This is a genomic window from Corallococcus sp. AB045, from assembly GCF_003668895.1.
Lineage (GTDB): Bacteria > Myxococcota > Myxococcia > Myxococcales > Myxococcaceae > Corallococcus > Corallococcus coralloides.
In genome coordinates, this window is sequence record NZ_RAWN01000015.1 from 14,002 (window position 1) to 40,537 (window position 26,536).

A 26,536-nucleotide genomic window follows, 5' to 3' on the forward strand; every position below is an offset into this window, starting at 1 on the left:
GGGCATTCCCCCTTTGAAGTCCTGGGATGCAGCTTAGACCATTCCCGCGCTCTTCACGAGTGCATGGGCAGTCGTGCGTTGACTCGCGCACGGAAGAAATCTTGAGGAAATCTTGGGATGCAGGCGGGGCCATTCCCTCATTCCCCATGAGCGCATCACTGGATTCTTGACTTCTGGGAAGAGCGCTCGGCGTTTCGTAAGTCCTGCGTGTCGGTGTCTTCCTTTCATCCGGGTGGTGTCTGTCTATCCCGATGATGGGCTGTGAATCCTTCATCAAGAGGGGAGTGTCCCATGGGCGCTGTCGCAGCTGCGAGTGGTCCGGGAGCAAAGGTAGACACCGCCGAGCAGCAGCGAAAAGCGCAAGCGGATCAGCAGAAGGCGGAGGCTGCGAAGGTTGCCGCCGACGCCAAGATCAATGCGGCGGCGGATGCCCGGAAAGCCTTGCCGCCGGTCCGGCGCGCCGCGACTACCGCGCGACAGGAGAAGGCCGGCGCGGCCACGGTCGCCAAGGACGCGCGCAAGGACGCGCGGAAGCCAGGGCAGACACCCTCGGAGGTGAAGAAGTCCAAGGAGACCTCCGACACCGCCGACAAGAAGCTCGCGGATGCCACCGGGAAGTCGAAGGCCGCGGACGCGAAGCTTCAGGAGGCCGAGGAGAAGGCAGCCGTGACCGCGACGCGCGCCGAGGAGGCCATGCGCAAGGCGAACGCGTTGGCCGTCGCGGAATGCAAGGCGCCGCCCTACAGCCAGAAGGACATCGACAAGGTCAAGCCGAAGAAGAACGAGCTCGACTCGGCCTTCGAGGGCACGAGTCGAAAGGCGGAGCTGGAGAAGGTGTTGGGCTTGACGCCTCCGCCGCAGCGGAAGGCCACACGCAAGCCAGAGAAGGGTGATGCGCCTCCGAAGTCCCTCGATGCGGTGGATGCCAAGGTCGCGAAGGCCGCCGCGAACACGCCCAATGGGAAGACGTACACGGACCCGTCTTCCCGCGCGAAGTACCAGGTGACGAAGAACGCCACCACGGGCGAGACGGTGTTGTCCGACACGACCCGCGGCACCACCGTCACCGTCAAGCCTGACGGTAGCTACACGTCCACGGTGACGTCAAAGGAGTCGACGAAGTCAGGCGGCACGCGCGAGACGACGTGGACGAAGTCGTCGGACGCACAGGGCAAGCCGACGCGCCTTGAGTCGCGCACGAGCCAGACGGAGCAGCACCCGGAGACTGGCGCCACCACGACGACGTCCACCACGCAGTACGACGCCACGCGCTCGCCGCCAGGGCCTCGGTCGCGTACCGAGGAGGTGCGCATGGAGAAGCCTCCGGCGGCGCTGGCGCAGCGGCGCGGCACGCCCCAGGGCCCGGCGACGGTGAAGACGGAGACGCAATTCAACGCACAGGGCCTGCCGACGAAGCAGGTGAAGACGACGGAAATCCACACGCCGGGCTTCAAGGCCCATGACGTGAGCGCCTTCGAGGCCGGTCAAGACTCGGCCCTGCGCAATGCAGCCAAAGGGGAGGACCACCACAGGACGAACAACGCTCCCACCCCGCTCAAGCCCGGAGAGTCCAGCCTTACCCTCACGGAGGAGACGCGCTTCAACGCACAGGGAGAGCCCGCCGTCTCCACACGGAAGACGGAATCGGTGGCCACCCAGGCGCTGAAGTCAGACAAGAATGGCAACGGCGTGCAGGTGGTGCGCACCCAGCAGGAGGTGACGCGCGGGCCCAAGGACTCCCCCTCCACCGACACGGCGCCCGCCCTCACCCCGAAGACGCCCGGCGCCGTCAACCAGCGCACCACGGTGACCGGGTATGATCCGGACGGCAGCCACTTCGACGCGGGGCACGCCAGCCGCTCGCGGACGGTGACCCAGTCCTCCGGCACCGTGGACGCCCACGGACAGATGCAGCTGAAGCACCAGCCCACCCAGGTCCAGAGCCTCCAGGAGGCCAGCGACAACCGGTGGCGGTATGACCACGTCGGCTTCGACGTGGGCGCGGACGGCAAGCCGGTGCCGGGCCAGGAGCCCCGGCAGCTCGACAAGGAACGTCAGCTCCCCTGGTACGAGGACGCGACGGAGTTCGTCGGCGACGAGCTGAAGGCCCTGGCGGACACGGCTGACGACATCGCGGACGCCGCCTCCGACTTCGTGACGGCGCCGCTGCAAGAGGCGCTGACGGACGAGATCCAGAAGCTCGACAGCGCCGGGGACTCGGTGTCGCTGAGCGGCAACCTGGACGTGAAGGTGGGGCTGAAGGGGGGAATCTCGGGCGAGGCCGCCATCGAGCGGACGGAGGACGGCAAGTACCAGCTGTCGGCGGAGGTGACCGCGGACGTGGGCGTGGGCCTGCTGGGCTCGGCGTCGGTGGGGGCCGGTGGCCGCATGGAGTGGATGTTCAACACGCCCGAGGAAGCAGCGAAGGCGGCCCTCACCCTGGGCAAGGGGCCCTCGGCGCTGGCCCCGGGAAGCGAGGGCCACACGTTCCTCAGGGACCACCTGTCCGCGATGGAGGTGAACGTCACTGGCGAGGTGGAGGCGGGCATTGGCGGGGGGCTCGGCACGGGGTCCGCGGAGCTGTCGGCCAGCCTGGGGGCGACGGGGGGCCTGCGGGTGGAGTTCGACAAGGGCAAGCCGACGCACCTGGTGAAGTCGGTGTCGTTCGAGGGCTCGGGCGCGGCGGGAGCGGCCACGGGGCTCAAGGGCAAGGCGGACCTCAACCTGGGCGGAGAGGTCAGCGGCTCGGTGAGCATCGAGACGAAGACGCCGCTGGACGCGAGCAAGCTGGACGGCAACGACGTGCTGTCGTTCCTGACGGGCGACAAGAGCGATGCGCTCGTGGGGCCCTCGGAGACGAGCATCACCGTGGAAGGCTCGGTGGATAGGGGCAACCAGGGCCAGTACTTCACGGCGGAGGTGCGCGGGCTGACCGACAAGGAAGTGCAGTCGGTGACGGACAAGTTGAAGGCCGGCAAGTTCGAGAACGCCTTCGACGACCTGAAGAAGGAAGCAAAGGTCACCCAGGGCAGCTTCAAGGACCGTGAGCTGGCCGTGGGAGCGAAGCTGGGCGTGGTGGACTTCGAGCTCAGCGCGCGGCACCGCGACGTGACGGCGGAAGATGGTGGCGGCGGCGGCGGGAATGGAAGCACCACGGTCAGTCTTGGCGGCGGGAAGCGGCGTGGGGGCAGCGACGGGCCGTCGGGGAGCCATGGCTCGACAGGAGGCCCCAACCGCTCGACGGGCAATGAAGCAACTGGCGGAACGGGGCCGTCCGCGAAGAAGCCTGGGAACACCTCGACGGGAGGAGATGGGCAGCCCGGCTCGAAGGATGGGGAGAAGCCATCCGCGAAGCTCCCTGCGAACACGACGGAGGTCCGGGAACCGCCCACCGTGTATCGGGTGAATCCCGCGACGGGACGGCTCGGGCCCGTGCCGCCTCAGGATGGCGGGCCCGCTCGTGCAGGGAGGTCCGAAAAGCCGGGCGCCCCGGTGCCTGGTGCAGAGAGCCGTCCTCCGCGCACGGAAGAGCAGGGCGAGACGAGTCCCCCCGCTGGGCGCCGCCCCGTGCCGGTCGTGAGGAACCCCGAGCTTCCCGGCCGCACCACGCACGTGCGCTACGACGACGGGAAGGTGCGCATCGAGGCCGGGCCGGATGCCACGGACAAGGACATCCAGGCGCACATGGAGACGGCGCGTGTCCTCCAGCGCTACGAGGGGGCCGTGGGGAAGGTGCGCCAGCTCATCGACAAGGTGAAGCAGGTCCTCACGGGGATGCCGGGATACGGCAGTCAGGGCTTCGAGTCGCGGCTGGAGGTGAAGAAGCTGTCCAGCATCCTTCAGGACCTGGAGTCCACGCAGGCGCAGCTCAACCGGGACATCGCGGGGGCGGCCGGAAGTGCAACGCCGCAGACGGCCGCGCAACGCGCGGAACTGGAGCGGCGGATCTCCAGCGTGGAGAACCAGCTTCGCATGCACGCGTCCCAGGTAGACTCCCTGTCCTTGGGCCGTGGCTTCGTGGCAGTGGAGGACACGTCCGGCATCAATGAGAATACCTCCACCGAACGAGTTGAGAAAACGTACCCTGGCAGGTCCAGTGCGAGTGAAGAGGCTGCGAAAGTGATGCTTGATGTGATGAGGGATGCGGGTATCGGAGGGGGCCGCATTACGTCCCTTCTTGTTCTTTCTCACAAGAATAAGAGCGTTACGGTGGGGTTTTCTGGCGATGAGAGAACGCTTGAGTATGCGAAAGGTAAGCTCAAGGGCAAGCTTCCGGGTAGATATACGATCGCAGATGTAGTTCGAGATGAGCTTCCCCTGGAGGCCGCCGATTACCCTGGTGGCCTCAAGCTTGCAAACTTTAGCTGTGGCGAGGTTAAAGCTTGGTCTGTCGCAAGGCAGAATATGTCACCCGTTACTGGGCAGAGCGTGAAGTACCGGGGCCATGACCCTGAGAGGAATAAATACCCTGAGAATCCAAAAGACCCTGAAGATAGAAACATGAGGCCTTGTCCTAGTTGTGAACTTAATATGGGGGTGATTATTGGAGATGCTGAGATTGAGCCCGATCCAATTGAGCCTCATTCATAGGGAGTGTGAATGATGGTTACTTGTGCTTGGAAAGAGTGGATGTCATGAGACATTTCCTTGAATATGTGTCCAGCCTTGACCCGCAGTTCACCAGTCGGATCCGTGGTGCTAGGCCGGAGCAGATAGCTGCTTTTGAGAAACTCGTGGGACGGTCTCTCCCAGAGAGCTACCGTTCTTTCCTCGAGATGATGGGGAGGGATGATGGTGGCCTCAACATCACCGTAGATGGCACTGCCAACATCAGTGATCTCATCGATTACTACCAGGAGGAATTGAAGCCCGGCGATTGGGAGCCGCCGCCCGATACCATCATCATTGGGGTAGGCGCCATCAGCCTGCCGGAGATCGGTCTGCTCTGCGCAACCGGGGCGGAGCCCCGGGTTATCTTCGCCACAAACAAGCAGGCGCTGGGGGCGTATGCGACATCTTTGGAGAAGCTGCTTTGCCGGATCGCTTTCGATTCTTACCGGATGAGCAAGAAGCCTCGTGCATTTTATACAAGTTCTTATGAGAGCATTGGTCGCAAACACGTGTTGACGCAGGCTCGCGCTCTCATGGTGAGTTTTGGATTTGTTGTGCTTGAATTTTCCGACGATTTTTTCCTGGGTGGGGAGATGCCTGGGGCAGCTATCAGTGTCTCTCAATACGAGAAGCAGGGGATGGCGCTGAGCATCACCGCAACACGACAGGAAGAGGTCGACAGGATTGGAGCAGCGTTCGTCCAGGGTTTGGGCGTGCGGAAGGCATAATCCCACCTTTGTCATACTGCTGTAGTCAGGAAAAAGGTCGCAGTCGCCCTCCTGTTGAAGAGGGAGGAGGGAGCGGAGGGAGACTTCCCATGCAGCGGCCATCCGTCATTGAAACACAGGCACATGAGGTCGCGCTGGTTGGCCGACTCGTGACGGAGAATAGACGCGACGTCGTCCAGTTTGCTGCCCATGGTCTTGCGCAGGCTGAACGCGTCGGAATCGCGTCACTCCCTCCGCGGCGCCAGTGGGCCGGCGCACCTTCCACTCCGCCTCATTCGAAGAGGGACAGCTCCGCCAGGGAGGTCACCTCCGTCTCGTAGGGGAAGTCCGTCAGACAAACCAAGCGGACGTACTGGACATGGGGACTTTCAGGCAGAGGGATGTCGAGCAAGGTGTGGTTGTACTGCGGAAGATGCGGGTCCGACGGACTGTCCGCGTCGCTCTCCATGCGGAATCCCCGGTTGACTCCCGACGTGGAGGACTCAGCAAGCTTCCACCGGGCGAGCTCGATCCCCTGCGCTCCGTACTCACTGCCCTCGACGAGTACCTCCTGCCCGGACGTCACCATGTTGTGGATGACCACGCGCGAGATGCGGGCGGGTGCCTCCAGGCGGACGCCCACGCGCCGCGGGTAGGAAGAGGTCTCCGGCGGCCACAGCGCGGAGGGGCGCTTCTCGGTGAGCAGCCCATCCGTGAACGGGCAAGGGGCGTCTAGCGACGGATGGCACCTGGCCCCCGGCTCAGTGGGCGCAGCGTGCCTTCCGGCAGTGGCAGCCGTTCGCTGCGCCATTCGATACGGAATTGAAGCCAGGCCTCATCGCTCGTGAGCGCATCATGGTGCCAGGCGTTCGCGCTCACCACGCGCACATGGGCTTCCGGTTGACGAAGTCTTCGAGGAGCCAGGGGGAGAGGAGGTTCGGTGACCTGACGGCATACTCGTGCCGGACGAGTCCCACCTTCTCGTGGAGCAGACGTCCGGGCTCGGGTTCTCCGCCATCATCGTGAGTCCCGCATCCATGACGGTGCCAACTGGCTGGGAGCCCCGTGCAGCGGGATGCACAGGTGCGCGGCATCATGCACACCGGGACGGCCGTCCTTCCCACCGGGGACGGTTGCATGCGCTGGCACATGTGTTGCTCTTAGGGTTGTTCATGGTCAATCCCATCGTGCTGTTCGTGTGTTTCACCATCCTCTCGGGGCCCGTGCTCTTCGTGGCGGGAATCGTCGTCATGTCGAAGGGCTCCGGAACCCGTGGAGGCATCATGACGGTCCTGGGCGCCTCGACGATGGGGCTCGTGTACTGGTCCTACAGTGCAATCAGTGACACGAATTTCTCGAAGGGGCGCGTGCTGCGTCTCAAGGGGCGCGCTCGCGTGGCCCGTCGAGCCCTGGGCGACGGCTGGGCGGACGACGCCGCTCCAGACATTGACGGCCTCACGCCCTGGCAGCGGACCGTGCTGGGGGAGGCCTGGCTGTACTCCGCGGGCATGGAGCACGCGTCGGTTCCCGCCTTCGCGAAGCTGTCGCTCAAGCTCACCGCCCTGGGTGCGCCCTCGGAGCTGCTGGAGGCGTGTCACCTGGCGGCCCTGGACGAGGTCCGTCATGCCCGGCGGTGTTTCGCGCTCGCCCGCGCCTACTCGGGGCTGCCCTGGAGCGCGGGAATGATTCCGGAGCTGAGCCAGGACCGTCCCCAGCGTCCCGGTCCAGTCGAAGGTGACGACTGGTCGAGGCTAGTGCGCGGGTCGTTGCTGGATGGGTGCCTGGGGGAAGGGCTTGCCGCCAGCGTCGCCGCTGAAGTGTCAAGGCGGGCCAGCGACCCAGTCATTCGTGAGACCCTGGCGGTCATCGCCGAGGATGAGGGACGGCACGCGGAGCTGGCCTGGGATGTCATTGCCTTCGCCCTGGAGCGGGGCGGCGGCACGGCGAAGCAGGCACTGCGTCAGGCATTGGAAGCGCTGGAGACACAACGCTCGCCCTCGCTCCCCAGCATCCCGGGCGTCGATGAGGCCTTCCTCGCACGCAACGGTGTGTTGCCCCAGGCGGAGCTGGGACGGCTGATGGAGGAATGCATCCAGCGAACGCGGGCGCGAGCCTCATCATCCTGAGCTACAGCACGACCATGGTCGTGGCCCAGTTGCCGGCGCCCGTCGCGGTCATGCCTGGCACCTATTTCCTGACGGTGACCGCCATGGACCTGCGGGTGCGGTCGCGGAGTCCTCGGGCAGGAGCAATGCCGCTAAATCGTTCGCGGGTCCCGCCTACGCCTCATTCAACGACATCTACCTGCTCTACACCGTGCCCTTTGGGAGGACCTTCGTCGTCACGGAGATCATCGTCTCGACTGCCTATTGTTGCAGCCAGATGACAATGATCGTGCCAGCCATGAGAGGAGGCGCCTCCGCGCACAGAGCAACACGGCCAGAGCTGGCATCGTGAAGAAACCCCTCCTGGGTGAGTTGATATACCGGGAGCCGTTGCTCTTGTTGGAACGCCTCCAGCTTCTTTCTTGCACGGAGTGTCAGGGATTTGGCTTGCTTGGCCGTCACGGCGTTCTTGAGACGTATGGGGCGCCCCGTGCGGCGGTCGTAAGTCTCGCAGGAGAGGCTGTTGTTGGCATGTGCGCCACCTGAGTATTCTGAGTAGCCTGTGTAGATGGAGACGAAGTGGTCGCTTGAGTGAGCAAGTTTGACCACGCGCTGCAAGCTGCCCTCTCCATTCAGAATCCTCTTTTCGTCACGGGTGGGGGCCAGGGAGATCAGTTCGCGTCCGGTGCGGAGATCCCGCAGTCCGTCCAGGCAGGCTTGCCCCTCGCAATGGCTCATGACCGCGATGTTGTCTGTTCTCTCCCGCAGCCCATCAGCGGGTTGCGAACGCTCACGCACCATGGCTGTGCTGGGGAAAGGACTGGGAGGCGTGGGAGCAACCTCTTCGAGACTCAAGAGTCTCACGTCGGCAGGAGGGGCGGGGGCGCCTGCATCCGCTGGAGGTGGAGAGGGCTCCGGCATGGATCCCATCTCCGTGCTTGGGTTCTCCGCGGTCATCGGGAGCCCCGCATCCATGACGGCGTCAATTGTCTGGGGACCTGCGCTTTGAACCATCCCGGATGGGGGTTGACTGCATCCAATGAGCCAAGCAGCCATCCCCACGACGGCGACGCGGAACGTATGTTGCTTGAGTTGGTGCGAGTGTCTCATTTGGTTCCTACCTTGAGAAATCCCGTCCCCCCCAACGCGCCCCATGACGTCTTGCTTGTATGCGCGGGCAGTGGGGCCGTCTCCGTTGAATGCACGAACAGCTTCTGGCCACGTGCGAATTCCAGTGTTCAAAGACATGTATTTGTGGAAGAGCCAGCGAGTGCCTGCTCGAATCCAGAATGCATAGTCTTCATGCAGATCCTTCCCCGGGGTGCCCATGAAATTCCTGTTGGTGGTATCGCGGTATGTGAAGAATTCCTGCATTGCCTTGAAGATGGCTCCCCTATTCCACGCGTAGAGTTCAGGCTGTGTTTTTCCGTTCTTGCGATTCTCCTTTTCGATTTCGGAGAGTCTGTAGTTGCTGTAGATGGTGGGTGCCATCTCATTTATCATGATGAGTTGCTGCTCCGCGGAGCTGTCGACCGACTGCATGATGTTGAAGCGGGATTTGACTGGATGTGTCTTTCCTCCGTTCCATATGTAAGGGGGAAGCTCCAGGTTCGGGCCGAAAGTCCCCATTCGGGATTCTCGGAAGATCATTGATTTGACAATGTTTGGATTGAGATTTTTGTCGGGTTTGATTTTTGATTCGTAGTGTTTGATCCAGGTGCTGATTTCTTGATCGAAGCGATTGTACGTCGTTTCTTGAACAAGCATCTGGCTGAGTGTGTACTCGGTGTTGGAGAGGGCTCCCTCGCGTCTCCTTAGTTCCTGCTGAAGCGGCTGGAGTTGCTTCTCCCAATAGTTGTGATTTTTGGCGTACTTGCTTTCGTCCTTGTGCCAGCTGTCGAGTGCGAGTTTCTGTTTGTTTACTTGTTTCTGGCGCTTCTCTACTTGGGCCTGTTGCTCCTGCAGGCCGACGATATATTGCTGTATTTCAGGCACCGTTGTCGTTGCTGGGGTCAGAATGTACTTCGGTACGGCGATGGTGCCTTTATTGAACGAACGCTTGTCGCTGACGGACACATTAGGGGCCGTCGGCGGCCAATCGACAACTTCCACGATGGTGCCCAGGGGGAGCTTGGCCCATGCAGTATGTAGTTTAAATTTAAGGCCTTTCATTTCCACAGCCACGTCGTCCACGGTGATCATGGCATCTTCCTTGGGCAGGGGGGCGGCCCTGAGGATAGTCGAAGTGGTAGAGGGGAATGCCAGTCTGTGGCCAGAGTTGCTTGTTCTTGCAAGTGCACGAGTCTGGGGGCCGCCTCACCAGGTTCCACCAGTACCGCCCCCAGCTGTACGTCCTTGCCAGGTTCACGTGATTCCAATGCACCGCGCCTGCGCCTGCGCCTGTCCCGGCTCCAGCGCGACGACCGAGTTCCGCTTCCCGTTAGCGTGATGCCCCGGCGGTGGGGGGCTTCACGCCGTGCCGAACCGTTCCAAGACCGTCCTCATCAAGATGCGGCCCGTGATGGATGGGGATGAGGTGTCAGCCCAGCGTCAGCAGCGCGCCGCAGACCATCATCCCCACGCCCACGACGAGCTTCCATGACATGGGCTCTCCCAGCAGGCCCCACGCCAGCACGAGCGTGAGGGCCAGGCTGAGCTTGTCGATGGGCGCCACCCGCGAGGCGGGAGCGAGCTGGAGCGCGCGGAAGTAGGCCAGCCACGACAGGCCCGTGGCCACGCCGGAGAGCGCAAGGAAGAGGAGCGTGCGGCGGCTGAGGGAGGGAAGGGCGGCGCCCTCTCCCCGGGCCAGCGCGAGCGTCCAGGCGAAGACGAGCACCACCACGGTGCGCAGGGCGGTGGCGAGCGTGGACGGCACTCCCTCCACACCCACCTTTCCCAGAATGGCGGTCAGCGCGGCGAAACCCGCGGCGGCCAGGGCGTAGATCCACCACGTCATGTGTGTGACTCCAGGGGCAGCGGCATGGACACCGAAAGCAGAAGCCCAGCAACCCGGTGGGGTTGCTGGGCCTCTGTACATCCACTTCCTGGCGGAGGACTACCGGACGACGGTCAGCGCCGTGTCATCGATGAAGAAGCTCGTCTGCAGCGACGAGTCCTCCGTGCCGTTGAAGTAGATGCGGACGGTCTGGCCCTTGTACGCATCCAGGCTGAACGTCCGCTGAACGTAGGCCGTGCCCTTGTCCAGGTTGCTGTACGTGGCCAGCGTCGCCAGCACCGTGCCCGCGCTGTTGCGGACCTGGACGGCCAGCTTGTCGTAGGCCGTCGAGGTCGTCGTCTCCGCCGTGGTGATGCGCGCCCAGAAGGTGAACGTGGCGCTGCACGCCGTGGCGGGGATGGTGACGTCCTGGTAGGCGAACTCGGTGCGCGTGCTGCCGTAGCCGTTCATGTAGGCCTTGTACGTGCCCGTGCGCGGCGCGCTGCCGGACGTGGTGCCGTCGATGACGCCGGACGACGTGGTCCAGCCCGTGTTGCCGCTCTCGAAGCCCGCGTTGGCGAGGAGTTGCTCGGTGATGGAGCAGCTGCCCGTGCCGTTGTTCACCGTCACCGACACCGTGGAGGACGTGCCCACGTTGTTCGCCGCGTCATACGCCTTCGTGGTCAGCGCGTAGGTGCCGTTGGCCACCGTCGCCGTGTTCCACGAGATGCTGTACGGCGAGGCCGTCGCCGTGCCCAGCAGGGTGGCGCCCGCGAAGAACTCCACGCGCGCCACGCCCACGTTGTCGGTGGCGTTGGCGCTCAGGCTCGCGGTGCCGCTCAGCGTGGCGCCGCCCGCGGGCGAGGTGATGGACGTCGTGGGCGGGGTGGTGTCACTGCCGCCGCCGGTGATGAAGAGCGTGTACAGCAGCTTGTTGGGAGAACCGGTCCCCGGGCTGGTGACCTTGTTCGGCGTGGAGTTGTTCACCAGCGCGTCACGCACCTGCGCGGGCGTCGCGGTGGGGTTGGCGCTCAGGTAGAGCGCCGCGGCGCCGGCCACGTGCGGCGACGCCATGGACGTGCCGCTCATGGACGTGCTGGACGAGTTGCCGGAGTTCGACGCGGAGGTGATGCTCGAGCCCGGCGCGAAGATGTCCACGCACGTCCCGTAGTTGGAGAACGACGAGCGGCCGTCGCTGCTGGTGGTGGAGCCCACGGTGATGGCGTTGGGCGTGCGGGCCGGCGAGTAGTTGCAGGCGTTGGCGCTGTCATTGCCGGCGGCGACCACCGTGGTGACGCCCGCGGCGATCAGCCGCTCCGTCGCGTCGTCGATGGCCTGGATGCCCACATCGCCCAGGCTCATGTTGGCGACCGCGGGCTTGACGTGATTGGCCGCCACCCAGTCGATACCGCCAATGACCTGCGCGTCGTTGCCGTAGCCCGTGCAGTCCAGCACGCGCACGCCGTGGAGGGTGACCTTCTTCGCCACGCCCCAGGTCGTGCCGCCCACCGTGCCCGACACGTGCGTGCCGTGGCCGTGGCAGTCAGACGGGTCGCTGTCGTTGTCGATGAAGTCGTAGCCGTTGCCGATGCGGCCGGTGAACTCGGTGTGGGTCTGCCGGATGCCGGTGTCGATGACGTACGCGTGCACGCCGGTGCCGTCGACGTTGTACGTGTAGGAGCTGTTGCGCGGCAGGTCCCGCTGGTCGATGCGGTCGATGCCCCAGGTCGCGCCGGTCTGCGTCGCGGACACGTGGATGAGGCCGTTCTCCTGCACGTACGCCACGCGCGGGTCGGACAGGAGGCGGCGGGCCTCGGCCTCGCTCATGTTCGCCAGGAAGCCGTGGATGGAGTGCTCATAGGTCCGCAGCACCCGGCCGCCGCCGAGGGACGTCAACTCCCGGGCGATGTTCGCCGCTCCCTGCTGCCGGACCTCCTGCGTCGAGTCGCGCAGGACCACGATGTACTCGTTGGGGATGGCCCGCTCGCGGCGGATCATCTGCGCCGTCTGACCGATCTGCTCGCCGTTGGACTCCGGGCCCTCCGGCATCGGGCCGCACGCCGCGGCCAGAAGGGAGATGGCGCTCACCGCCTGGGTCAGTTTCAGTTTCATTCGGCCTCTCAGGGAACGTGCGGGCACCGGATCGGAAGCCCTCGCACAAGCCGTGAAATTAGCTATTCTTGAAAAACTGGTCAATGCGGCTTTCGGTGTCGCGGCCCCGTGTGTGTTTGCCAGGCATCGTCTGGGGCCGCGCGAGGCGGCGCGAGCTGCCACACTGTGCTGCTCATCGGTGCGCCCACGGGGAGGCATGACCATGGATGACGGCGTTTTTCTCGAACGATTCTCACGAGGGGAGCTGAGCGGGTTCGCCCATCTCGACCATGTGCGGGTGGTCTACCTCTACACGCTCAGGGCGGGGCGTGATGCGGCCGTCGAGCTCACCCGCGCGGGCCTGCGGGCGCTGACGGGCCGGCTCGGAGTGCCGGAGAAGTACCACGAGACCATGACGGTCGCGTGGGTCCGGCTCGTCAGCGAGCGGGCCGCGGCCGAACCGGGCAGGGACTTCAGCGCGTTCGTGGAAGACAACCCACGCTTCCAGCGCAAGGACCTCCTCGAGGACTACTACTCCCCCGAGGTCCTCTTCGGCGCCGAGGCGCGGGGCCGGTTCGTCGAGCCGGACCTGCGACCGCTCCCGGGAGAGCGGCTACCGGGTGGGCTCTGAATGGAAGGGCCCCGTGGCGCCGCACACCGTCCCCTCCATCGTCTGCGGATGGCGCTGGGGAAAGGAGGGCGACCCCGAGGCCAGCGTCGATGAGTCCCGGTACGCCGCGGAGCCCTGGGGCCCCGAGTTCGACGGCCTCTCCAGCGCGCACCGGTTTGGCGAGCTGTTGCACGGGCTGGACCGCCTCCAGCCCCAGGGCCCACCCAATCCAGAGCGGGTCATCCGACTGGAGGACTGGGGCGTCTGGTGGCACGACGGCGGGTACTGAGTTCCTTGCATTGAGCGAGCGTTCATTCAAAGATTGGGGGCATGCCTCGTACGGCTGACGCCAATGCAGTCCTCCGGGAGAAGACGCGGGAGCGCGTGCTCCAGGCCGCGGTGCGGCTCTTCTCCCGGCACGGCTTTGATGGGACCTCTGTCCGCGCGCTCGCGCAGGAGGCGGACATCGCCGTGGGGCTGCTCTATTCGCACTTCGAATCGAAGGAGGCGGTGCTTTCGGCGCTGATGCAGTCGTCGATGCTGGACGTCGCGCACACGCTGGAGGCCGCGGACCTCGAGCCCACCGCGCGGGGCTTCGTCACGGTCCTTCTCACGTCCGCCGTGGAGATGATGGACGCGCACCGGGACCTCTGGCGGCTGAGCCAGGGCCTGCGTCACCAACCGGAGGTGCTGGCGCGGCTGAAGCTGCCGTTTGAGCACTTCCTGGGGGCCACGCACCAGCGGCTGAAAGCGGCACTGGCGGCGCGTGGAGTGCCGGAGGCTGACATCGAAGCGCGGGTGCTCTTCGCCTTGGTGGAGGGCATCTCCCAGCAGTACGTGCAGCACGAAGGCGGCTACCCCGCCGCCGCGGTGATCCGCGCCGCGGCCCGAAGGTGGCCCGCGACTCCCTCACGCAAGCGAAAGGCAGACACCCCATGAAGCGGCTGAAGGTTCCAGGCGGTGAGATGGCGTGGCATGAGGAAGGGCAGGGCACGCCGGTGGTGCTGGTGCATGGGACGCCTTCGTCGTCGCGCGAGTGGCGGGACGTGGCCCGGCGGCTCTCGCCGTCATACCGCGTGCTCGCGCCAGAGCACCTGGGCTTCGGTGACAGCGAAAGGCCCGGGGACTGGCGCACCTATTCACTGCCCTGGCACGTGGAGAACCTGCGCGCGTGGTTCGACCAGATGGCGCTGGGGCCGTTCCACCTGGTGGTGCATGACTTCGGCGGGCCCATCGCGCTGCCGCTCGCCATCGCGGCGCCGGAGCGGGTGCTGAGCCTCACCGTGGTGCAGAGCTGGCTGTGGGACCTGAAGGGCCCCAACGTCGACAACGCGCTGATGCGGTGGCTGTATTTGTCCTGGAACTTCTCCGCGCGGACGCTGGTGAAGATGTCCTGGGGGCGCCGCACGAAGCTGACGCGGGAGCTGCACCAGTCCTTCCTGTCGCGGTTCCCGGACCGGGCGTCGCGGATGGGGACCTGGGGCTTCGCGCGCTCCATCTCCCACGAAGGCCCGTGGATGGACGAACAGGGGCAGGGCCTGGACCGGCTCGCGGACGTTCCATCGCTGGTCGTCTGGGGTAGGGCGGACAAGCTCGTGAAGCCCGAGCACCTGTCACGGTGGAAGCAGGTGCTGCCCCGGGCGCGAGTGCTGGAGCTGGAGGACGTGGGACACTTCCCGCAACTGGAAGCGCCTGACGCGGTGGGTGCCGCGCTGCTGGAGCAACTGGCCCGTGTGGGTCAGCCCCGCTCCATTGACGCCGTGTCGCCAGCGCCCGTTTGATCGTCGGCGCCCGCTGCTTCCCCCCAGGAGTCACCCCGTGCCTCATCCCAATGCCGAGACGGCGCTGGACATGCTGGAGTACTGCCGCTTCGCCTACAAGGCGTACGCCCAGGGCTGTGTCTACCCGATGGATCCGTTCTACGAATCCCACGGAGCCGGGATGTGGCAGGGCGCGAGGGATCGCGTCCTGGCCCAGGTGCACAGGCTGCTCGGCAGCGAAGAGGACATCCACAAGTTCGACCCCATCGAATACGACCTGAGGACGCCGCCGAACCCCCGGAGCGGGGTCGTGTACCGGGGCGGCACGGGCGCCGCTCCGTACATCCTGTTCCAGCCTCGGGAGCTGGACCGCTCCATCTCCTTCTCGAAGGGCGTGGACCTGGACGGGGAGGACATCCCCATCAAGGTCCAGGAACTCTTCGGGGAGCGGACGCTGCTGGGCCTGGAGCACTCCGAGGCGAGCGGCTCGAAGCGGTGCTGCTACTTCCAGGGCAAGACGGGCATGACGCAGACGCACCCCACGGCGGGCTGGCCCAGCTGGATGGGCGCCGCCATCTACGACCCCGACCTCGAGCGGCTGACGGTGGTCTTTCGCGGCAGCCGGAGCGGAAGCGGTGGGCGTGCGCTGGGGCAGGCGCTGATCAACAGCGCGGGCAGCCCGGACTGGGTCACCGACATGAACCACCTGAAGGAGGCGAAGGTCGGCCGGTTCAGCAACGCGAAGCTCTCCGCCGGCTTCTGGTACGCCTACGCGAGCTGCCAGGAATCCCTGGCCGCGGCCTGCCTGGAGGCAATGCACGGCCGTGTTCCTCGGGAGATCGTCTTCACCGGCCACAGCCTGGGCGGCGCGCTCGCACAGTGCGCCTACCTGGACCTGGCGGGTGGTGAGCTCCTGGCGAAGGTCTACGCGAAGATCAAGAGCCGGGTGAACGTCTGCTGCTACGCCATCTCCGCGCCGCCCGTCGTGCTGGGGGAGAAGTCGAAGGAGAAGCTGGAGCTGCACATCGGCGGACCAGCGCAGGTGTTCCACTACTTCTCGCCGTACGATGCCGTGCACAACAGCAAGAAGGTGAAGACCTCCGGGGTGACGGCCGTGAACTCGGTCGTGGGCGTGTTCACGCATCCGCTCACGTCACCGTGCCATCTGGGAGTGGAGATTCCCCTGAAGGATTGCACGCTGGCCTTCCCGGACGCGCATGAGCCGGAGGAGGTGCGCAAGGGGCTCGTCGGGCTCATCCGGAAGGAGAGCAGGATGGGCCTGCCCGCGGACCCGGGCTTCTGGCCCACGTTCGACTTCAATCCCACCGGGGCATGGGGGGCGTCGGTGCGGCCGGGTGGGGATTGGGCCGCGGAGGCGCTCGCGGCGCATCTGAAGATCGCGCTCATCACCAGTGTCTCGGAAGAGCGGGCGCGGGTGCGCGCGCGGCTCTGGGCGGACGTGGTCAAGGGCAGTGGGAAGAAGAAGGCCGACTACGAGGTCGTGGACGACACGGATGGGGCCTCGTTCGATGCCTTCGCCGATGCGTGTGGCCTGGTGTCGGAGCTGAGCAATCCCTTCACGGACAACCGCTCACGCAACAAGACGCAGCTGCGGGCCCTGCGCAACGAGATGATCAAATCCTACCAGGGGGCCTCGGGCCACAAGGCCTCCTCCAGTGTCTACTTCGTCATGCTTCAGTACCTGACCGCCGCGCAGTACGGGCTGGACATCGTCTGAGTCGGGGTCCCAGGGGCGGAGGCCTCACTTCCGGTTCGCGCAGAAGGGGGCGTCGAAGGTTCCGGACAAACCTGTCGTCATTCCGTCGGATTTATCCTGGACCTGGACATCGAAGCTTCCAACGAGCCGGTCCGTCGTAGCGGTCGTCAGGTGGATGCTCCCGCTGGTGGCCACCGCGAGGGTCTCCGTTCCTCCGTCCGTGAGACTCCGCTGGATCTGGACGAACCCGGGGCCGGTGGCGGTGCCGACCTCGAATGTCCCTGCCGCAGGGGGGCCGAGGACCCAGACCGACACGAAGCGGGACGGCGGAAGGACATAGCCGGCGTCCGCGGGGGTCGTGCAGAGCCCGGAGAAGTCGTTGTCGGCCAGCACGGCAATCGAGAAAGAGGTCCCGCCGTCGGGGCTGCGCGGCAGGAGTTCGCCGGACCAGGTCACCGGGAAGGCCTTGTCGCCCTGCAAGGACCCCACGCCCTCCGTCTGTTCCGACTTGGAGCCGCAGGCAGGAAGGAAGAGCAATCCGATGACGGGAAGGAGGTTCAAGCGCATGGGGCGTCCTCGAGGAGCGGGTGGGGCGTTCTGGGGATTCTATGTGAGCAGTGGGAATCCAATCCGGCCATTGTACCGGGGCCAGGGGCACGCCCTCCGGCCCTCGCTACGGCTCACCGCGGCGAACGTCGCGGACTCGCGGGCCGGGACGTGGGCATTCAGGCGCAGCCGCCCAGTGCCTTCTTCATCGCGGCCAGGCCTTCGTCGATCATCGGTCCGATGACGGCGCTCGCCTCGTGAGGAAGGAAATCGGCGGTCCAGACGACCCGGCTCCCCGTGCCCTCCGCGTGGACCTGGACCGCTCCATTGTAGTGGGTCATCGGGCCACCCTCCGCGCCCCACACGAGACGCCGTCCCTCGTCATCGACCGTCACGATGGGCTCCCTGACGACCATCCCGTTGCCGAAGGTGACCACGCGCGCTCCTGGCTCAAGGCGTGTGTCGACAACGAAGCCTGGAACCAGTCGCGTGTGAAGCGCGCCAATGTCGCGGATCGCATCCCATACCGACTCGGGCGTGGCGCTCGTCGTGATGTCCTTGCGAATTGAAGCCATGGTGTGTGCTCGTGTTGTGTTGGAGTTGGAGACAGGGTTCAACGCGTGTGCATGCGGCTGGATGCGCTCAAGGTGAGGCACACGGCTTCGACACTTCTAGGAGCTGGCCGCCATCTTCTCTTGGAGAATCTTGCGGTCCCCGCGCGATGCCTTCCGGAACGCGCGTGGCGAGACGCCCGCCGCGCGGCCGAATGTGCGCACGAAGTTCGATAGGTCACCAAAGCCCACGTCGTACGCGATGCGAGCGATGGGGGCATCCGTCGCGAGCAGGCGCGCCGCCTGTCGAAGGCGCATGCGCACCAGGTATTGGTGCGGCGTGACGCCCAGCACGCCGCGGAAGACGCGGAGGAAATGGAACGGGCTCAAGCCGACCTTCGCCGCGAGTTCTTCGAGCGTCAGTGGCTCCTCCGCCTGCGCGTCGAGGAGGAGCGCGGCCTCAACGGCCCTCCTGCGATCCCGCGCGTGCATCCGCAAGGGGGCCTCGCGCCTCCCGGAGACGGTGCTCGCGAAGCGAGCCGCGAACGCGAGCGCCACGTCATCCAGGCCCAGGTTCGTCCTGCCCTCGGCCGTCTGCTGCGCGAGCTCGCCGAGCATCACCAGGGCGGGGACCGGGGGCAGGGCGCCCACACGCCACACGTCCAGGGAGGCTCCTAGCGAATCCACGAGCGCGTCGGACAGCTGGAACGACAGACACTCATCGCCCGCGAGATGGTGCTCATGGGTGCAATGGAACGCGTCTCCCTCGTACCCAACGAGCGTTGCTCCGGCCACGAGCTCATGCTCCGCGCCGCGGGAGTGGTAGCCAAAGCTCCCCCACCGGACATACGAAACGGAGAAGGCCGCATGCCGCTCCTCGAACTGGCGTTCGCCCGGCTTCGCGTCGCACCGGCAGTCCACCACGGCGAGGGAGCGCGAACGGTGCAGGAGGGTGGTGCGCATCCGCGCTGGCTAGCAGGCGCCGAGCGGGAAGACTTGGAGAATCTTGCTCAGCGCCCCAGCAGCTCAGAAGGCGGGGATGACCGCGCCGCTGTAGGTGGCGTCGATGGAGCGGCGCTCCTCGTCGGACTGGAGCGCCTTCACCAACGCGCGGATCTCCGGACGGGCTTCGTCTCCCTTTCGGACCGCGAGCACGTTCGCGCGCGGATTGCGCGTCGCGGACGAGCATCAGCGATGGAGGTAGTCGAGCCCGCGAGTGCTCTCAACCCAGGCCTTGGGCGACGGCGTGCCCGCCTCCCGCTCTGAACCTGTCCGGCAGTCGGACAGGTTGAAGCGTGACGCGCGCAGGGCCTGCACCACCACGTGCCCCGCGTGCACCTCCAGCGTGTCGCCCGCACCGAGCACGTGGTCGCGCGGGTCGCCTTCGAACGTGAGCCACACCTGTCCCTCTTCGCAGACGAGCCACCGGGACGGGCCGCGCAGGCGCCTGCTCCACAGGCTGCCTTCCGGCAGGCTCACCCGTTCCTGGCACTCCTCGGATGCCGGGCCTCCTCGCAGGCGCATGGCCAGCGAGCGCAGCCAGGGGGGATTCAGCAACGTGAAAGGGTCCACCATCTCGGTCCTCCGTGATGGACCCACCATGCGTCCGGAGGCTCGACCAGAACAGATGCAGGAAATGCGAATTGTGACCGGTACAGTTTCAGGACGGAGAACTGTGCTGTTCGTGGCGCCGTGAAGCTGTACCTGGGAAGTCGGAGCGCCGGGCGCTATCCGTTGAGGACTGAAGGAGGACCTTCCATGGGCGCACGTGCGCAATCCCTGAAGCTCTATGAGCGCGTGGCGGAGCGGCTGAAGGACGCCATCGCCGCGGGCACGCTCCGCCCCGGTGAGCGGCTGCCCTCTGTGCGGCAGCTGAGCGCCCGTGAGCGGGTGAGCGTCTCCACCGTGCTCCAGGCCTACCTGCACCTGGAGTCCCAGGGGCTCATCGAGACGCGGCCCCAGTCCGGCCACTACGTGCGCGAACGCGAGCGGCTCCGCCTCGCCGAGCCTCCGGTGTCCCGGCCGCCCGCTTCCGCGACGCCTGTCACCGTCAGCGACCTGGTGTCGCATCTGTACCGGTCGTCCCGCGAACCGCGCGTCGTGCAGCTGGGCACCGCGTGGCCGGCGCCGGAGCTGCTTCCCACGCGGCGCCTGTCCCGGGAGCTGGGATTGCTCGCGCGGGAGCGGCAGGCCGAGGGCGTGATGTACGACGTGCCTCCCGGTTCGAAGCTGCTGCGACAGCAGCTGGCGAAGCGCTCGCTGGAGTGGGGCTGCTCGCTGGGGGCCGATGACTTCGTCACCACCAGCGGGGCCTCCGAAGCGGTGCACCTGTGCCTCGTCGCGGCCGCGCGCAAGGGCGACACCATCGCCATCGAGTCTCCCGCCTACTACGGCACGCTGCTCGCCATCGAGTCGCTGGGCCTCAAGGCGCTGGAGATTCCCTGCCATCCCCGCCATGGCATGGAGCTGGATGCGCTGGAGGCCGCGCTGGAGCGGCGGCGCGTGGCCGCGGTGCTGGTGGTCCCCAGCTTCAGCAACCCGGTGGGCAGCTGCATGCCGGAGGCAAACCGGCGCCGGCTGGTGGAGCTGGTGACCGCGCACGACGTGCCGCTCATCGAGGATGACATCTACGGCGACCTGCACTTCGGCCCGGAGCGTCCCCGTCCCTGCAAGGCTTTCGATACGCGCGGGCAGGTGCTGCTGTGCGGTTCGTTCTCCAAGACGATCGCCCCGGGCTTCCGCGTGGGCTACGTGGCCCCGGGCCGGTTCCGGGAGCGCGTGGAGTTGCTCAAGTTCGCGCACACCGTGGCGTCACCGCTGCTGACCCAGGAGGCGGTCGCGCGCTTCCTGGAGAACGGCGGCTATGACAGACACCTGCGCGCCCTGCGCCGCAACCTCGCGTCGCAGGTGGAGCACGTGGCTCGCGCCGTCGCCGAGCACTTTCCCGCGGGCACGCGCGTGGCCCTGCCATCTGGAGGACTGCTGCTGTGGGTGCAGTTGCCTCCGTCGGTGGATGCCCACGCGCTCAACGCGCGGGCCTTGGAGGCAGGCATCAGCATCGCGCCCGGATCCATCTTCTCCGCGCGGCCGGACTCCTACAGGAACTTCATCCGGCTGAGCTGTGGCCAGCCCTGGACGCCGCGCATCGAGGCCGCTGTCGCCACGCTGGGCAGCCTTGCCTCCGGACTTGCTAGCGCGTCGCGACGATGAACAGCCGGGGGAAGGGCAGCAGGACCGTCCCGTCGGGCAGGGCCGGGTACGCCTGGGCAATCCCTGCCTGGTAGCGGGCGAGGAAGTCTGTCTTCTCCCCCGCGTCGAGCGGTTCGAGGAAGGGCCGGAGCCCTGAACCCTTGAACCACTCCACCACCGCGCCGGCGCCTCCGGTCAGCGGGTGGAAGTAGGTCGTGCGCCAGACGTCCACCGTGGTGGCTCCGGCCTCGCGCAGCGTGCGGAAGTACCAGTCGGCGTCATGGCGCTCGGTCCGGGCGCTCGCGGCTCCCTTCAGCTTGTCCGCCCAGGGACCCACGCTGGCGGTCTCCCGCATCAGCCGGTGGGATGGCTCCTCCAGGTTGTCCGGCATCTGCACCGCGAGGCTTCCCCCCGGCGTCAGCTTGTGGAGGAGCGCGGGCAGCAGCGTGGCGTGGTCCGGCACCCACTGCAGCACCGCGTTCGCCAGGATGGCGTCGTAGGGGCCCGGGTCGCTCCAGGTCGCGATGTCTCCCAGGTCGAACCGCACGTCCGGCAGGCGCTTGCGCGCCGCGGCGAGCATGTCCGGGGAGCTGTCCATTCCGGTGACGGCGGCCATGGGGAAGCGGGCGCGCAGCAGCTCCGTGGAGTTGCCGGGGCCGCAGCCGATGTCCGCCGCGCGCTTCACGTCGGCCGTGGGGACTCGTGCGAGCAGGTCCCGGATGGGACGGTTCCGTTCGTCCTCGAAGCGCGTGTACTGCGCGGCTGACCAGTCCATGGGCATCCCCTTTTTCTTGGGAACCTACCGCGTCATGGCGGTGTCATGGGGAGTCCATGTCTTGGCGGGCATGCGCCTGCCATTCGCGGATGGGTTAGCGTTCAATCATGCGCCTTTATCGTGCTTCCGCTGTCGTGTTGCTGATGGGGGTCCTCGCCTCGGGATGCAAACGGGGCGCGGACGTGGCTCCTCCTCCCAAGGCCGCCGCCCCGAGTGAAACACCCGCGCCCTTCATCCAGGCGGGGCTGGTGTCCCCCACCACCGTCGCGGGACAACCGGACACGGGGGAGGTGGACCTCGCGGCGCTGCGCGATTCCGTGGCGGATCCGAAGGTTCTGTCCGAAGAGGAGGTCGCGGCGCTCTCGCCAGCCGCCGCCCGTCCACCGAGGAACCGTGCGATCGCGGACGCAATCGCTCCGCCGAGCTCGCGTGCCCTCGCGGCCCCCGGGCTGGGGGAATCGGAGGTGTTGGATGACACGACGGGCGAGGACATGGCGCGTCTCCAGATGCGCCGGCGTTCGGAGGAGCGTGAACGGCCCGCGGCCGCGCCCGCCGCACGGGCCCCCGCTGAGCCGGAAGCGGATGGAGTCGAGGGCGGTGTGGCCGGCGGTGTCGTCGGAGGCGTTGTTGGAAACATGTTCGGAGCGTCGCCCCCCTCGGGCGCGCCCCCTCCTTCGGAGCAGCGCCGCCGTGAGATCATCCAGATCATCAAGGGCAGCGGTGGCGGTGGCGGTGGCAGATCCGCTGGCGGCTTCGGCTCCGGTTCTGGGGCGATGCCCGCGAAGAAGCAGGCCGCCAAGGAGGATGCCCCGAAGCCCGTGCTGCCTCGCGTGGAGGCCGCGCCTCGCGCCGCCAAGGTGCTGGTGATGGGGGATGACGGCCGCTATCAGCCCCTCAAGGCCCGCTCCGTGCGCGTCGTCACGTACATCCAGGGCTCCCGCGCGCGGACCGTGGTCGATCACCTCTTCGAGAACGACTCCGGCCGCAGCCTCGAAGGCACGTTCTATTACCCGCTCCCTGGCGGCGCGACGGTGGCGGGCTTCGCGCTGTACTCGGGGGCGGTGACGGTGGACTCTCCCTCGCTGTTCCAGTCGCCGGACCTGCTGCCTCCGCTGGGGGATGACTCGGAGGAGCTGGAGCGGCTCGCGGCCTCCGCGCCGCCCTCGCCCCGTGGCGCGAAGCGCTCCTGGGGCGACATCCAGGAGGCCCGCGTCGTGGAGCAGAAGCGCGCGCGGGAGGTGTACGAGGACGTCGTGCGCCGCAACGTGGACCCCGCGCTGCTCGAATGGTCGGGCGCGTCCACCTTCAGCGCCCGCGTCTTCCCCCTGCCTCCGAAGTCCCTCAAGCGCGTCGTCATCGCGTATGAGCAGACGCTCCTCTTTGACGGAACCCACCTGCGCTACACGTGGCCGCTGCCTCCGGGCGCGGGCAAGGAGCTGCGCGTCACCGCCCGCGTCCACGTGGATCCCAACCAGGTCTCGCAGATCCTCGTGCAGCCAGAGGGGGTGGTCACGAAGCGCAGCAAGCTGGACGCCTGGTGGGTTCAGGACCTTCCCAATCTCGCCGGGGACGGCGCGCTGAGCGTGGCCCTGGCGCCCCGCGGTAAGGACGCGGACGTGCTGGTGGGCGCGGACGACGCGGGACTTCCGGGCCGCGCCTTCCACGCGCGGGTGCGGCTGCCGGAGCGGCTCACCTCTGGCGCGGAGGGGCCTCCCACGGGCCGCGCGGTGCTGGTGGTGGACACCTCGCTGTCCGCCGAGGACGGCAACGCCTGGGCCATCCAGGCGGCCACGCTGCGCGCCCTCCTGGAGAAGGACGCGACGTTGAAGGAGTACGCGGTGCTCCTCTTCGACGTGCGTTCGCGCTGGCTGCACGGGCCGGGCTTCCGCCCGAACGACGCGGCGAACCGCCAGGCCAGCTTCGCGGAGCTGGAGCGCGTCTTCCTGGAGGGCGCGTCACACGTGGACGGCGCGTTGGACGAACTGGACCGGGCCGGGCGTGAGTGGCTCAAGCCTTCCTCCGCCGGGGAGCGCGTGACGGCCTTCCTGCTCTCCGACGGCAACGTCACGTGGGGGCAGAGCCGCGTGGACGCGCTCCTCTCCCGGCACCCGTGCGTGGAGTCCCTGCGCTGGGTGACGTACCGCTTCGGCGAGGCGGCGGTGAACACGGAGCTCTTCGACGCGCTGGCCCGCTCCAGCGGCGGGCGTGTCGTGAACGTCCTGTCCGCGGCGGAGGTGGATGCCGCGGCGAAGGCGCACCGCGCGGCGTCCGTGGTGCTGTCCCGCGTGTCGGTGGTGGGCGCGGACGTGAAGGACCTGGTGGTGGCGGGCCGGCCCCGGCTCGTCTTCCCCGGGCAGGAGCTGCAGGTGGCGGGGCGGCTGCCGGGCAAGGGCGACGCGGCGCTGGAGGTGGTGACCCAGGCGGGCACCGGGCCCGAGCGCACGCTGCGCATCCCCCTGCCCGTGGACGTGAACAGCGCGTTCGCGCCCCGGGCGTGGGCGGAGCTCTTCGTGTCCCAGCTGGTGTCCCTGGATGACGAGCGATTGGACCGGATGGTGGTGGCGCTCAGCCAGCACTACCGGTTGGCCAACGCCCGCGCCTCCATGCTCGTCCTGGAGTCCGAGGGCGACTACACGCGCTACGCCGTCCGCGACGAGCAGGTGGACCTGCAGAACCTGGAGTCGCTGCGGCGCAGGGAAGAGGACCAGCGCCGCGACAAGCTCCTGGGCATCGCGCTGGACGACGTGCCCGCCGAAGGCCGCGCGGTGGTGGCCCGGCTCGCCGAGCAGAAGGGCCTGCCCGCGCTCCTGCGCCGCCAGCCGCTGAAGGACGCGCCCTACGCGGGCGGTGACGAGCGGCTCCAGGCCGAGCTGGCCTATCGCAAGGCGCGGCGGGAGAACCGTGACGACGTGATGATCTACGAGGCCGTGGCGCGCCGGCGTGCCTTCTCCGGGGACACGTGGGGCGCGGTGCGTGCGCTGTCGTCGCCCGTGGAGCTGCGGCCCCGCGACGCGGAGGCGCTGCGGCTGGTGGGGTATGGCCTGCTGGCGCTGGGGCAGTACCCGGCGGCGGCGGAGCTCTTCGAGCACGTGCGCCTCAGCCGTCCCTTCGAGGCGCAGGCCTTCATGGAGGAGGCGCTCGCGCTGGACGCGGCCGGGCGCTATTCGGAGGCCGCCCGGAACTACGAGATCGTCCTGGCGCGTCCCTGGAAGCGGCACGCCGAGGAGCTGCGGACGGTGGCGAGCTTCCACTACGCCCGGATGCTGGCGGGGCTGGAGCGGCAGCCCCGGCTCGCGGAGGTGGCCGCCGTGCTCAGGGCGCGCCGCGCAGGGCTGCGGGGGCCCGGCGGTGAGGAGATGTTCGCGGATGCGCGGCCCATCGACTACCAGCTCACCACGCACTGGAACTCGGACAGCACGGACATCGACCTGTGGGTCATCGAGCCGGACGGGGAGAAGTGCTTCTACCAGCACAAGCAGACGTCGCTGGGCGGGCAGCTGTACTGGGACATCACGGATGGCCTGGGGCCGGAGCTGTACCACGCACGGAAGGCGGCGCCGGGGCCGTACCACGTGCTGGTGCACTACTACGGCAACCGCTCGTCGCGGTACGTGGTGCCCACCGCGCTGCTGCTCGTGAGCGACCGTAACGTCTTCACGGCCGACGACGCGGCCCAGCGGCGCTTCCAGGTGCGCATCCTGCCCAACACGAACGCGCGTCTGTTGTTGCGGCGCGAGGAGTTGATCGCGTCGAAGGACCGCGTGACGGCGCAGCCCTCACCGTGAGCTCCGCTCGCGCGGGGACCCCTCCTGCCTGAGCAGCCAGGTGGCGATGGCCTGCTCACAGGCCTCGTGGTGGTCCAGGAAGGCGAAGTGCCCGCTGTCCACCTCGAACCAGGTCGCGCGCCTCCCCAGGCGCGTGGCCACGTCCCTCGTGATGCGCGCGGGCATCATCGTGTCGCGGGTGCCCTGCACGAGCAGGACGGGGACCCGTGGCGCTGGCGCCCGCGCTTCGGCGCCGGAGATCAACACCAGCCCTCGCAGCTCGATGCCAGCAGGCACGGCCCGGCCACCGAGCACGTGCGCGCCCACCGCGCCGTTGGACAGTCCGGCCAGGTACACGCGGCGGATGCCCTGGCTCCGGAGCCAGAGCAGGGTGCGTTCGAGCGTCTTCGCTCCGTCCGCGCTCCACCAGTCTCCCCGGGGACCCACGGACGGGCAGACGGTCCTCGCGGAGATGGCCCGGGCGGCGCGGGCCAGCTGCCAGCAATACACGGTGAAGTTGCCGGCATAGCCATGGAGCATCACCACGGCCGTGTCGGGGCTCGGCTTCCCGGGCGTGATGACCACCGTGTCGAAGGCCTCCGGTGACTGGAGCCCCAGCCATGTGGAGATGGCGGGCGTCGCCACCAGCCCCTCCTCCTGGGCGAGCCGGTCGAACGCGGACTCCAGCGCGGGAATGAACTCCGCCGCGTCCGAGGCGGGAATCCTCCGCGTACGCCAGAGGACGTGGGCCGCGAGGAGCGTGCCGTCGCGCTCGTCCACCAGCCGGTTGAGGTAGCGCGTTCCCGGCGCTGGCAGCCGCTCGGTGCGCACCCGCGGGCCATCAGCCCCTGCGAGCCGGACCGTCGCGACCGCGACGAGGAGCCCCAATCCCGCGCGTGTCAGGCCGCCCCGCGTTCGCCAGGGCTTGGTGAGGAGCCCCAGCGAAAGCACCACGCTCCCCACCGCATAGGCCCAGCCCGACGCCGACGCGCCAATGCAGGCCGCCAACACGAAGAGCGCGACGGCGAGAGGGCCCACGAAGAGCCCGAGGACGAAGGCCGCCCTCGCGCGCGGATGCCTCGATGCGTTCATTCCGCGAGCATCGCGGCAGGCTCCGCTTGGAAGTCCTTCTCGCTCCCGAGCGGCTCCACATCACGGGTGAGCGGTCGTTTTCC

General features: G+C 67.3%; 20 protein-coding genes and 1 pseudogene. 10 read left to right on the forward strand and 11 right to left on the reverse strand.

Annotation, left to right across the window (positions count from 1 at the left end; genetic code table 11):
* The first annotated feature begins 441 nt into the window (after positions 1-441).
* Positions 442-4,590, forward strand: coding sequence for a hypothetical protein (locus tag D7Y21_RS05790; protein WP_121711772.1), 4,149 nt, complete (start codon positions 442-444; stop codon positions 4,588-4,590).
* Positions 4,591-4,634: 44 nt separating this feature from the next.
* Positions 4,635-5,339, forward strand: coding sequence for an SMI1/KNR4 family protein (locus tag D7Y21_RS05795; RefSeq protein ID WP_121711774.1), 705 nt, complete (start codon positions 4,635-4,637; stop codon positions 5,337-5,339).
* Between the two features lie 271 nt (positions 5,340-5,610).
* Here the strand turns inward: D7Y21_RS05795 and D7Y21_RS05800 are convergent, their stop codons facing one another.
* Positions 5,611-5,961 carry a hypothetical protein gene (locus tag D7Y21_RS05800; RefSeq protein ID WP_147469192.1) on the reverse strand — a complete coding sequence of 117 codons (351 nt, stop codon included), beginning with the start codon at positions 5,959-5,961 and terminating at the stop codon, positions 5,611-5,613.
* 529 nt (positions 5,962-6,490) lie between these two features.
* Between D7Y21_RS05800 and D7Y21_RS05805 the strand changes: the two genes are divergently transcribed.
* The gene (locus tag D7Y21_RS05805) at positions 6,491-7,444 is read left to right on the forward strand and encodes a ferritin-like domain-containing protein (protein WP_233611995.1); all 954 of its coding nucleotides are present in this window, start codon (positions 6,491-6,493) and stop codon (positions 7,442-7,444) included.
* A gap of 240 nt (positions 7,445-7,684) precedes the next feature.
* On the opposite strand, the gene D7Y21_RS41385 is transcribed toward D7Y21_RS05805, so the two are convergent.
* From D7Y21_RS41385 to D7Y21_RS05815, 3 genes are all read right to left on the reverse strand, one after another.
* Positions 7,685-9,625: a hypothetical protein gene (locus D7Y21_RS41385; RefSeq protein WP_147469193.1), complete on the reverse strand. Its 1,941-nt coding sequence runs from the start codon at positions 9,623-9,625 to the stop codon at positions 7,685-7,687.
* Between the two features lie 337 nt (positions 9,626-9,962).
* Positions 9,963-10,379, reverse strand: a complete 417-nt coding sequence (locus D7Y21_RS05810; protein WP_120563698.1) for an EamA family transporter — start codon at positions 10,377-10,379, stop codon at positions 9,963-9,965.
* Positions 10,380-10,478: 99 nt separating this feature from the next.
* Positions 10,479-12,470, reverse strand: coding sequence for a S8 family serine peptidase (locus D7Y21_RS05815; RefSeq protein WP_121711780.1), 1,992 nt, complete (start codon positions 12,468-12,470; stop codon positions 10,479-10,481).
* Here D7Y21_RS05815 and D7Y21_RS41690 point away from each other — a divergent pair.
* Genes D7Y21_RS41690 through D7Y21_RS05840 form a run of 5 tightly spaced genes read left to right on the forward strand, consistent with a single transcriptional unit; the run spans position 12,436 to position 16,557 of the window.
* Positions 12,436-13,080 carry a hypothetical protein gene (locus D7Y21_RS41690; RefSeq protein ID WP_158627238.1) on the forward strand — a complete coding sequence of 215 codons (645 nt, stop codon included), beginning with the start codon at positions 12,436-12,438 and terminating at the stop codon, positions 13,078-13,080. The two genes, D7Y21_RS05815 and D7Y21_RS41690, sit on opposite strands and share 35 nt — an antisense overlap.
* 13 nt (positions 13,081-13,093) lie before the next feature.
* Positions 13,094-13,348 (forward strand): DUF6068 family protein, encoded by a 255-nt coding sequence (locus D7Y21_RS05825; RefSeq protein ID WP_121711784.1) that lies wholly within the window; start codon positions 13,094-13,096, stop codon positions 13,346-13,348.
* Between the two features lie 41 nt (positions 13,349-13,389).
* Positions 13,390-13,998, forward strand: coding sequence for a TetR/AcrR family transcriptional regulator (locus D7Y21_RS05830; RefSeq protein ID WP_120563694.1), 609 nt, complete (start codon positions 13,390-13,392; stop codon positions 13,996-13,998).
* Positions 13,995-14,840: an alpha/beta fold hydrolase gene (locus D7Y21_RS05835; protein WP_120563693.1), complete on the forward strand. Its 846-nt coding sequence runs from the start codon at positions 13,995-13,997 to the stop codon at positions 14,838-14,840. The genes D7Y21_RS05830 and D7Y21_RS05835 overlap by 4 nt, the downstream gene beginning before the upstream one ends.
* A 37-nt stretch (positions 14,841-14,877) precedes the next feature.
* Positions 14,878-16,557 (forward strand): hypothetical protein, encoded by a 1,680-nt coding sequence (locus D7Y21_RS05840; RefSeq protein ID WP_199735367.1) that lies wholly within the window; start codon positions 14,878-14,880, stop codon positions 16,555-16,557.
* Positions 16,558-16,581: 24 nt separating this feature from the next.
* Here the strand turns inward: D7Y21_RS05840 and D7Y21_RS05845 are convergent, their stop codons facing one another.
* The 5 genes and pseudogenes from D7Y21_RS05845 to D7Y21_RS05865 all read right to left on the reverse strand — a co-directional run bounded on the left by D7Y21_RS05845 (position 16,582) and on the right by D7Y21_RS05865 (position 19,208).
* Complete coding sequence (locus D7Y21_RS05845; RefSeq protein ID WP_147469194.1) at positions 16,582-17,016, reverse strand: hypothetical protein; 435 nt, start codon at positions 17,014-17,016, stop codon at positions 16,582-16,584.
* A gap of 245 nt (positions 17,017-17,261) precedes the next feature.
* Entirely contained in the window at positions 17,262-17,657 is a 396-nt protein-coding gene (locus tag D7Y21_RS05850) for an SRPBCC family protein (protein ID WP_120563691.1), read from the reverse strand.
* A gap of 96 nt (positions 17,658-17,753) precedes the next feature.
* Positions 17,754-18,596, reverse strand: a complete 843-nt coding sequence (locus D7Y21_RS05855; protein ID WP_121711788.1) for an AraC family transcriptional regulator — start codon at positions 18,594-18,596, stop codon at positions 17,754-17,756.
* A 63-nt stretch (positions 18,597-18,659) separates the two neighbouring features.
* Positions 18,660-18,794 (reverse strand): annotated as a pseudogene (locus D7Y21_RS05860) (MetQ/NlpA family ABC transporter substrate-binding protein); the annotation flags it as partial.
* 27 nt (positions 18,795-18,821) lie between these two features.
* Positions 18,822-19,208 carry a DUF2917 domain-containing protein gene (locus D7Y21_RS05865; protein ID WP_158627239.1) on the reverse strand — a complete coding sequence of 129 codons (387 nt, stop codon included), beginning with the start codon at positions 19,206-19,208 and terminating at the stop codon, positions 18,822-18,824.
* A gap of 183 nt (positions 19,209-19,391) precedes the next feature.
* On the opposite strand from D7Y21_RS05865, the gene D7Y21_RS05870 reads away from it, so the two are divergent.
* Entirely contained in the window at positions 19,392-20,843 is a 1,452-nt protein-coding gene (locus tag D7Y21_RS05870; protein WP_121711791.1) for a PLP-dependent aminotransferase family protein, read from the forward strand.
* Here the strand turns inward: D7Y21_RS05870 and tam are convergent.
* On the reverse strand, positions 20,824-21,597 hold the full coding sequence (gene tam / locus D7Y21_RS05875) for a trans-aconitate 2-methyltransferase (RefSeq protein ID WP_121711841.1): 774 nt from the start codon (positions 21,595-21,597) through the stop codon (positions 20,824-20,826). The genes D7Y21_RS05870 and tam overlap by 20 nt on opposite strands.
* A gap of 182 nt (positions 21,598-21,779) precedes the next feature.
* Between tam and D7Y21_RS05880 the strand changes: the two genes are divergently transcribed.
* The gene (locus tag D7Y21_RS05880; RefSeq protein ID WP_233611997.1) at positions 21,780-25,382 is read left to right on the forward strand and encodes a VIT domain-containing protein; all 3,603 of its coding nucleotides are present in this window, start codon (positions 21,780-21,782) and stop codon (positions 25,380-25,382) included.
* On the opposite strand, the gene D7Y21_RS05885 is transcribed toward D7Y21_RS05880, so the two are convergent.
* Positions 25,374-26,453: an alpha/beta fold hydrolase gene (locus D7Y21_RS05885; RefSeq protein ID WP_121711795.1), complete on the reverse strand. Its 1,080-nt coding sequence runs from the start codon at positions 26,451-26,453 to the stop codon at positions 25,374-25,376. The two genes, D7Y21_RS05880 and D7Y21_RS05885, sit on opposite strands and share 9 nt — an antisense overlap.
* Between the last annotated feature and the right edge of the window lie 83 nt (positions 26,454-26,536).

Bases quoted from the DNA above. Each gene is read 5' to 3' on its own strand.
- D7Y21_RS05805 (WP_233611995.1), top strand. From the start codon at position 6,491: ATGGTCAATCCCATCGTGCTGTTCGTGTGTTTCACCATCCTCTCGGGG.
- D7Y21_RS05870 (WP_121711791.1), top strand. From the start codon at position 19,392: ATGGGCGCACGTGCGCAATCCCTGAAGCTCTATGAGCGCGTGGCGGAG.
- D7Y21_RS05885 (WP_121711795.1), bottom strand. From the start codon at position 26,453: ATGAACGCATCGAGGCATCCGCGCGCGAGGGCGGCCTTCGTCCTCGGG.
- D7Y21_RS41690 (WP_158627238.1), top strand. From the start codon at position 12,436: ATGGCGCTCACCGCCTGGGTCAGTTTCAGTTTCATTCGGCCTCTCAGG.
- D7Y21_RS05835 (WP_120563693.1), top strand. From the start codon at position 13,995: ATGAAGCGGCTGAAGGTTCCAGGCGGTGAGATGGCGTGGCATGAGGAA.
- D7Y21_RS05850 (WP_120563691.1), bottom strand. From the start codon at position 17,657: ATGGCTTCAATTCGCAAGGACATCACGACGAGCGCCACGCCCGAGTCG.
- tam (WP_121711841.1), bottom strand. From the start codon at position 21,597: ATGGACTGGTCAGCCGCGCAGTACACGCGCTTCGAGGACGAACGGAAC.
- D7Y21_RS05830 (WP_120563694.1), top strand. From the start codon at position 13,390: ATGCCTCGTACGGCTGACGCCAATGCAGTCCTCCGGGAGAAGACGCGG.
- D7Y21_RS05855 (WP_121711788.1), bottom strand. From the start codon at position 18,596: ATGCGCACCACCCTCCTGCACCGTTCGCGCTCCCTCGCCGTGGTGGAC.
- D7Y21_RS05810 (WP_120563698.1), bottom strand. From the start codon at position 10,379: ATGACGTGGTGGATCTACGCCCTGGCCGCCGCGGGTTTCGCCGCGCTG.
- D7Y21_RS05795 (WP_121711774.1), top strand. From the start codon at position 4,635: ATGAGACATTTCCTTGAATATGTGTCCAGCCTTGACCCGCAGTTCACC.
- D7Y21_RS05865 (WP_158627239.1), bottom strand. From the start codon at position 19,208: ATGGTGGACCCTTTCACGTTGCTGAATCCCCCCTGGCTGCGCTCGCTG.
- D7Y21_RS41385 (WP_147469193.1), bottom strand. From the start codon at position 9,625: ATGATCACCGTGGACGACGTGGCTGTGGAAATGAAAGGCCTTAAATTT.
- D7Y21_RS05815 (WP_121711780.1), bottom strand. From the start codon at position 12,470: ATGAAACTGAAACTGACCCAGGCGGTGAGCGCCATCTCCCTTCTGGCC.